This window comes from Bacteroides coprosuis, assembly GCF_020741705.1.
Taxonomy (GTDB): Bacteria; Bacteroidota; Bacteroidia; order Bacteroidales; family Bacteroidaceae; genus Bacteroides_E; species Bacteroides_E coprosuis.
In genome coordinates this window covers 1-8027 of sequence record NZ_DYYK01000010.1, presented here as the reverse complement: position 1 = coordinate 8027, position 8027 = coordinate 1, and the positions used below count along the sequence as shown (strand labels likewise).

The following is an 8027-nucleotide window of genomic DNA, read 5'->3' as shown; positions in this document are numbered from 1 at the left end:
AAAGCAAATAAAACAAAAGTCCTTGTTAAGAAAATAAGGAACATTAAATACATCGTTGTAAACACTGAGAAAGATGCACTATTATTAGAAAACAATCTAATTAAAAAGCACCAGCCCAGATATAACGTTTTATTAAAAGATGACAAAACATATCCCTCAATATGTGTACAAAACGAATTCTTTCCTAGAGTGTTTAAAACAAGGAAAATAATAAAAAATGGATCATCCTATTTTGGCCCTTATACACATCTTCCAACAATGTATACGCTTTTAGATTTAATTAAAAAGCTATATCCAATTCGGACATGCAAGCATAATTTATCTCAGGAAAACATCAAATCTAATAAGTTCAAAGTCTGCTTAGAGTACCACATCAAAAACTGTTTAGGACCATGTGAAGGACTACAAACCGAAGAAGACTACCTACAAAACATTGCTGAAATAAAAGAAATACTAAAAGGTAATACAAGGGAAATTAGCAAGCAGCTAAAAGAAAAGATGGAGAGATATGCTGAAAATCTTGAGTTTGAAAAAGCACATCAATACAAGCATAAGCTGACACTCGTAGAGAACTTCCGAAGTAAATCAGAGGTGGTTAGCACTCTAATCCACAATATCGACGTCTTCTCAATAGAATCAAATGGCGAAAAATCAGCTTACATCAACTTCTTACATATTGCAAATGGAGCAATAAATCAGGCTTATACTTTTGAGTATAAAAAGAAACTCAATGAAACAGATAGTGAATTGCTAGCCATGGGCATCATCGAAATGAGAACTCGCTTCGATAGTAATGCTAATGAAATAGTAGTACCGATTCCTCTAGATATAGACTTAGACAACGTAAAGTTTACAATACCTCAACGGGGAGAAAAAAAGAAACTATTAGACCTATCACGACTCAATGTAAAGCAATATAAAGCAGATAGGCTCAAACAAGCTGAAAAATTAAATCCAGCACAAAGAAATATTCGCTTACTAAAAGAGATTCAAGACAAACTGAAGCTTCAAAAGCTACCCATGCATATTGAGAGCTTTGACAACTCTAACATCCAAGGAAGTGATCCTGTTGCAGCATGTATCGTATTTAAGCAAGGTAAACCCAGCAAAAAGGATTATAGGAAATATAATATTAAAACGGTTATAGGCCCAGATGACTACGCATCAATGCACGAAGTAGTAATAAGGAGGTATAGCAGATTAGAAAAGGAAAAACAACCCCTACCCGACTTAATTATTACCGATGGCGGTAAAGGTCAAATGGAGATTGTGCGAAAAGCCTTGGAGGAAATTAATCTAAAAATACCAATAGCGGGTTTAGCAAAAGACGACAGACATAGGACATCAGAACTCCTATATGGATTTCCTGCTCAAACAATAGGTATGGAACCAACTAGTGGATTATTTAAACTAATGGAACGAATACAAGATGAGGTACACAGATTTGCAATACAATTCCACAGAGATAAAAGGAGTAAAAGACAAGTTCAATCTGAGTTAGACAACATACCTGGAATAGGTCCTAAAACTAAAGAACAACTCTTGAAAACATTTAAAAGTATCAAGAGAATAAAAGAGGCTAGCGAGGACGATTTAATAACTCTCATAGGTCACAGCAAAGGTACAACCCTATGGAAAGAGATACATAATAAGAACTAAAAGCAGATATTTATTCACTAATATTTTTAACTTTGTAAAGACAAAATCTAAATTATGAGAATTGTTATTCAAAGAGCAACAGAAGCATCTGTTACTATAGATAATCAAGTAAAAGCAAAAATTAATACAGGGCTAATGATTCTCCTAGGGATAGAAGATCAAGACAACACCGAAGATATCGAGTGGCTAACTAATAAAGTAGTAAACTTAAGAATCTTTGATGACGAAGATGGAGTAATGAATAAATCCATTCTAGATGTTAAAGGCGATATTTTATTAATCAGTCAATTTACACTCCATGCTTCCACTAAGAAAGGAAATAGACCTTCATATATAAAAGCAGCAAAACCAGACATAGCCATTCCCTTATATAAGGAATTTATAACCACATTAGAGAGTAAGCTAGGCAAACAAGTTGGTACAGGTGAGTTTGGAGCAGACATGAAAGTTAAGCTAATAAATGATGGTCCTGTTACTATCTGTATAGATACAAAAAACAAAGAATAATGACTATTGAAGAAGCTCAAAAAAAAGTAGATCAATGGATAAACTCAATTGGAGTCAGATACTTTAATGAGCTAACAAATATGGCTATTCTAACAGAAGAAGTTGGAGAACTAGCCAGAGTAGTTGCTCGAAAGTACGGAGAACAATCCTTCAAAAAAGGAGAAAAAGATAATATAGAAGAAGAGCTTGCAGATATCCTTTGGGTCCTACTCTGCTTGGCAAATCAAACAGATACAGATCTAACAAAGGCTTTAGAGCAAAGCTTTGAAAAAAAGACAAAAAGAGATAAGAAAAGGCATTTAGAAAATCAAAAACTAAAGTAACATGGCTGACAAAAAATTAACAAAGTACGAAGAAGCATTAAGCAAATACAATACTGCACTAGTAGATGCTGAAGTAAATAAAGAAGTAAAAGAATTAATAGAAAAGAAATATATTGAAAATGACACAACTGATGTCAAGAAATTTCTTTTCAACTGTATTGATTTAACAACATTAAAAACTGAAGACAGCCCCGAAAGCGTGCTAAAATTCACAGAAAAAGTAAATCAATTTGATGAAGAATACGCTGAATTAGGTCATGTAGCTGCTATTTGTGTGTATCCTAATTTTGCTAAAATAGTAAGTAGCACCCTAGAAATTGAGGATGTAAATATTGCATGTGTTTCTGCAGGATTCCCAACATCACAAACATTTACTGAAATTAAAATTGCCGAAACATCATTAGCCCTACAAGATGGTGCTACTGAAATAGATATTGTTATCAATGTAGGAAACTTCTTAAGCGGCGATTATGAAACAATGTGTGATGAGATAGAAGAGCTTAAAGATGTATGTAAAGATCACCACATGAAGGTAATTCTTGAAACAGGTGCTCTTAAAACAGCTGAAAACATTAAGAAGGCCTCTATCCTATCTATGTACTCTGGGGCAGACTTTATTAAAACATCCACAGGAAAACTAGAACCTGCTGCTACTCCTGAAGCTGCTTACGTTATGTGTAAAGCTATCAAAGAATACTATTTAGAAACAGGCAGAAAAGTAGGATTTAAACCAGCTGGAGGTCTATCAACTGTAAAAGATGCTATAACATATTACACTATAGTAAAAGAAGTATTAGGTACAGAATGGCTTAACAATAAATTATTCCGTCTCGGAACAAGTCGTCTAGCAAATCTTCTTGTTTCTGATATAAAAGGAGAAAAAATAAACTTCTTCTAATTAAGAATATCACAAAAAAGAGAGGGTCGACCCTCTCTTTTTTTATACTATAACAACTTATTTTTTTCTTAAAACAATGTAATCTAAATAGCACTTAAGTGCATCTTTAATCTCATTGTTCGGAAGTGGCGCAATTACCTCAAGCGCTTTGTCACGATAAGACAACATCACTGACTCAGCATATTCAATACCACCGTGATCAATTACATATCCAATAAATTTATGAATTTCGTGAAGGCTAGCTTCTCCCCCTTTAATACGAAATGCTAATTCTTTTATTTCTTCAGAGTTTGTTTTATTCAAGACGTACAGTGCGGGAAGCGTTAATTTACCTTCCAACATATCATTACCTGTGGGTTTTCCAATAGAAGACGAATCTGAGTAATCAAAAATATCATCCTTAATCTGGAAGCATATCCCTAGATACTCACCAAATTTTGTAGCCTCTATTACTGACTCTTTAGAAGCGCCAGCAGATAAAGCGGCAACCTTTGCACATGCTGCAAATAAAGCTGCAGTTTTCTTGTAAATTACACTATAATAAACATCCTCAGAAAACTCTTTATTACTTACGTTGGATAATTGTAAAATTTCTCCATCAGCCAAATTTTGCCCCAAATGTGCTACAACATCTATAATGTCACAATCACGAGTTAGTCCAACTTGTACCAAACTTGTTGCCAACAAAAAATCTCCTACTAAAACAGAAACTTTATTATTAAATAAAGCGTTAACTGATAGCTGACCTCTACGCTCATCACTCTCATCCACAACATCATCGTGAACTAAACTAGCCGTATGCAATAATTCTAGAGAAACAGCTGAGTAAAGTGTGTTTGTTTTAATAGACCCAAAGAGTTTAGCCAAAAGCAAAACAAGTATAGGTCGCATCATCTTACCATTGCTCTTTCTTATATGTCGAATAGCTCGCATTAAAAGAGGATTAGAGCTAGTAAGTGAATTGTCAAAAATTTGCTGAAACTCAGCAAGCTCTTGCTCAATAGGATATCGTATTTCAGTTAGTTGACTCATCTATAAATCCGTTTGTATACAAAAGTAACAATAAAACAGTTAATACCTTATTTTTTGTTACTTTTACATTGAAAATAAGTAATTATATGGAACAAGCAAAGAAACTTTTTCTTTTGGATGCATATGCTCTAATTTACAGAGCATATTATGCATTTATTAAAAACCCAAGAGTAAACTCAAAAGGACTAAACACCTCAGCTATTCTAGGATTTGTCAATACCTTAGAAGAAGTACTTAATAAAGAAAACCCCACTCACATTGGTATAGCATTTGACCCTGCTGGTCCCACTTTTAGACATGAAGCTTTTGAAGATTATAAAGCACAAAGAGAAGCTACACCCGAAGATATAAAAATAGCCGTACCCATTATTAAAGATATCATCCGTGCATATAAAATCCCCATACTTGAAGTGCAAGGATATGAAGCTGATGATGTTATAGGCACTCTTGCTAAACAAGCAAACGAAAAAGAGATCTCTACCTATATGATGACTCCAGATAAAGACTACGCCCAACTTGTTGATAAATATGTCTATATGTATAGACCCAAATATGGAGATAAAGAATTTGAAATATTAGGGCCTCAAGAAGTTATTGAGAAATACGATTTAGAAAATCAATCTCAAATCATTGATCTTTTGGGTTTGATGGGTGATAGTGCTGACAATATTCCAGGATGCCCAGGAGTAGGAATTAAAACTGCACAAAAATTATTAAAGGAATTTGGAAGTATTGAGAACCTCATAGAAAATACAGATAAACTTAAAGGTGCTCTAAAGAAAAAAGTAGAAGCGAATATTGAACAAATAAAATTCTCTAAATTTCTAGCAACCATCAAAGTTGATGTTCCTATAAAACTAGAACTTGACAAACTGGTAAGGGAAGAAATGGATAAAGACAAGGTGCGTGAAATTTTTGAAGAACTCGAATTCAGAACTTTATTGGAAAGAGTGATCAAAGAAACAGACTCCCCTACCCTACAAATACAAACTGGCCCAATTCAAGGCGATTTATTTGCAGAATTTGCGACCAACACTCAAGACACCCATAAAGAATCGACAGAAATCGCATTAGAAAACAATAAAAAAGAATATCATCTAATTGATAATGAAGATGATATAAATGAATTAGCCAAAAAACTAATGCCTTTTAAAGAAATTGCTCTAGATACGGAAACAACAGGATTGGAGGCAATGGAAGCTGAAATTGTTGGAATTAGCTTTTCTGTGAAAAAAAACGAAGCCTATTACATCCCTTTCCCAAAAGATCAAGAAGAGACAAAGAAAAGACTCAATATTATTAAACCTCTACTTGAAAATAAGAAATCGCTTAAAATAGGTCAAAACATAAAATACGATCTTCTAATTCTGAAAAATTATGGAATAGAAGTAGTTGGGAAATTATTTGATACGATGATTGCACATTATGTCGTTCAACCAGAATTAAGACATAATATGGATTATCTAGCTGAAATATATTTAAACCATATCACAATACCTATTGAAGACTTAATTGGACCCAAAGGTAAAAACCAAAAGAGTATGCGTGAGCTTTCTCCAGAAGACGTTTACATATATGCATGCGAAGATGCTGATATCACTTTTCAATTAAAGAATGCAATAGAAAAAGATTTAAAAGAAAATCAGGCAGAAGAATTATTTTATACGATAGAAATGCCTTTAGTTCCAGTACTTACTGATATGGAATACACTGGGGTATTACTAGATAAAAAAGCCTTAAAATCATTATCTAAGGATTTTACAGATAGGCTAATAACGATTGAAGAAGAAATTCATAAATTAGCTGATAATGATTTCAATGTAAGTTCGCCTAAACAAGTAGGAGAAATCTTGTTTGATAAACTTAAAATAGACGAAAGGCTAAAAAGACAAAGACTGGACAATATGTTACATCAGAAGAAGTACTTCTTAGCTACAAAGATAAACATCCAATAGTAGAAAAGATATTAGACTATAGAGGACTAAAAAAACTACTCAGCACTTATGTAGATGCTTTACCAAAACTTATTAATAAGAAGACTGGGAAAATACACACCTCATTTAATCAAACAGTAACTGCAACAGGAAGATTAAGCTCAAGCAATCCCAACTTACAGAATATCCCTATAAGGGATAGTGATGGAAAAGAAATAAGAAAAGCATTTATTCCTGATCAAGATTCATTATTCTTCTCTGCCGACTATTCTCAAATAGAATTACGCATTATGGCTCATTTAAGCCATGATAATAATATGATGGAAGCATTCCTCCACGGCGACGACATTCATGCTGCAACTGCTGCAAAAGTATACAAACAAGACATTAATACTATTACGAGTGACCAGAGAAGAAAAGCTAAAACAGCAAACTTTGGAATTATCTATGGTATATCTGTATTTGGTCTAGCAGAACGCATGCAAGTAGAGAGAAAAGAAGCTAAAGAACTTATTGAAGGTTATTTTGAGACCTATCCACAAGTAAAGGAATATATGGATCAAAGCATTGTAGAAGCAAGAGAAAAAGGATATGTAGAAACAATCTTTAATAGAAAAAGGTATCTTCCTGATATTAATTCTAGAAATGCTGTCGTAAGAGGATTTTCTGAAAGAAATGCCATAAATGCCCCAATTCAAGGTAGTGCAGCGGACATTATTAAAGTTGCAATGGTAAATATACACAAGCGATTCAAGGAAGAAAAACTGCTATCAAAAATGATTCTTCAAGTACATGACGAATTAAATTTTACAGTAATTCCTAGTGAAAAAGAAAAAGTTCAACAGATTGTAATTCAGGAAATGGAGAACGCATATAAGCTCTCTGTACCCCTAAAAGCAGATTTTGGATGGGGAGAGAACTGGTTAGAGGCACATTAATTCCTATTTACGTTTTTTTAACCATAAAGCAAAAAGCAATTTATTATTTGCTAAATCATACAGTAAGAAAGAAAAGAGTTGGTACTTGAAATACTAACTCTTTTTTTATTTAGAAAGCTTATCATTTCGATACTGAAATCAATATAAACTGAATGTAACTACTCGAAACTATAACGTAAAATAGATGAATAAATAGAGTATAATTATTATCATTGCAGTACAAAACAATTAGGAAATATAAAAACAAACAATTCCTTTTAATTAAAGTATGCTATGAGAATGAAAAGTTTTTACAGAGTTTTAGTTCTTACTATTCTAGTGACTTGCACTGCTTTTTCAGCTTTTGCTAAGCAATCAGTTAATACAAACAATATCGTATACAATTTTGAAGAAAGAAATGGTCTATTAGTAGGTCAAACACTTTACAAACAAGAAGGTAAAGCTTTATCTCACTATATTAGATACAATTACACATACGATCAAAATAACAAGATTGTGGAAAACAATATCCAAATGTGGAATAAAGACAAAAAGCAATGGGATAAAAGTCTATCTGTTCGCTATGAATACAACGGGCAAAATGTAAGTACACAATGTTATAAATGGGATGCAAATAAAAATAGCTACAAGCTATTACCAAAGTACAATACTTCTTTCATCGATCCGAACTTATAATTCAAAGATATAATATAACTTAAATAAGGCAGACTGTTTAAATATAGTCTGCCTTATCTGT

6 protein-coding genes and 1 pseudogene are annotated in these 8027 nt (G+C 32.9%); 6 read left to right on the top strand and 1 reads right to left on the bottom strand.

Annotated elements, in window-relative coordinates; all coding sequences use genetic code 11:
* From uvrC to deoC, 4 genes are all read left to right on the top strand, one after another.
* Nucleotides 1–1659, top strand: a 1659-nt coding sequence (uvrC, locus tag K8V80_RS00450; protein WP_276774536.1) for an excinuclease ABC subunit UvrC, incomplete at its 5' end; no start/stop codon positions are given.
* A 54-nt stretch (nucleotides 1660–1713) separates the two neighbouring features.
* Nucleotides 1714–2166 (top strand): D-aminoacyl-tRNA deacylase, encoded by a 453-nt coding sequence (dtd, locus tag K8V80_RS00445; RefSeq protein WP_276774533.1) that lies wholly within the window; start codon nucleotides 1714–1716, stop codon nucleotides 2164–2166.
* Complete coding sequence (locus K8V80_RS00440) at nucleotides 2166–2489, top strand: nucleotide pyrophosphohydrolase (RefSeq protein WP_006743723.1); 324 nt, start codon at nucleotides 2166–2168, stop codon at nucleotides 2487–2489. Before dtd ends, K8V80_RS00440 begins: the two co-directional genes overlap by 1 nt.
* Nucleotide 2490: 1 nt before the next feature.
* Nucleotides 2491–3387 (top strand): deoxyribose-phosphate aldolase, encoded by an 897-nt coding sequence (gene deoC / locus K8V80_RS00435; protein ID WP_006743724.1) that lies wholly within the window; start codon nucleotides 2491–2493, stop codon nucleotides 3385–3387.
* Nucleotides 3388–3444: 57 nt separating this feature from the next.
* On the opposite strand, the gene K8V80_RS00430 is transcribed toward deoC, so the two are convergent.
* Entirely contained in the window at nucleotides 3445–4419 is a 975-nt protein-coding gene (locus tag K8V80_RS00430; protein WP_006743725.1) for a polyprenyl synthetase family protein, read from the bottom strand.
* Nucleotides 4420–4505: 86 nt separating this feature from the next.
* On the opposite strand from K8V80_RS00430, the pseudogene polA reads away from it, so the two are divergent.
* Together polA and K8V80_RS00420 are read left to right on the top strand one after the other, a co-directional pair.
* A pseudogene (gene polA / locus K8V80_RS00425) lies at nucleotides 4506–7291 on the top strand (DNA polymerase I).
* A 279-nt stretch (nucleotides 7292–7570) separates the two neighbouring features.
* Entirely contained in the window at nucleotides 7571–7966 is a 396-nt protein-coding gene (locus tag K8V80_RS00420; protein ID WP_245531233.1) for a DUF3836 domain-containing protein, read from the top strand.
* Nucleotides 7967–8027 lie beyond the last annotated feature (61 nt).

What these genes read in the sequence shown, in the direction of transcription:
- dtd (WP_276774533.1), top strand. Translation starts at nt 1,714, where the DNA reads ATGAGAATTGTTATTCAAAGAGCAACAGAAGCATCTGTTACTATAGAT.
- K8V80_RS00440 (WP_006743723.1), top strand. Translation starts at nt 2,166, where the DNA reads ATGACTATTGAAGAAGCTCAAAAAAAAGTAGATCAATGGATAAACTCA.
- deoC (WP_006743724.1), top strand. Translation starts at nt 2,491, where the DNA reads ATGGCTGACAAAAAATTAACAAAGTACGAAGAAGCATTAAGCAAATAC.
- K8V80_RS00430 (WP_006743725.1), bottom strand. Translation starts at nt 4,419, where the DNA reads ATGAGTCAACTAACTGAAATACGATATCCTATTGAGCAAGAGCTTGCT.
- K8V80_RS00420 (WP_245531233.1), top strand. Translation starts at nt 7,571, where the DNA reads ATGAAAAGTTTTTACAGAGTTTTAGTTCTTACTATTCTAGTGACTTGC.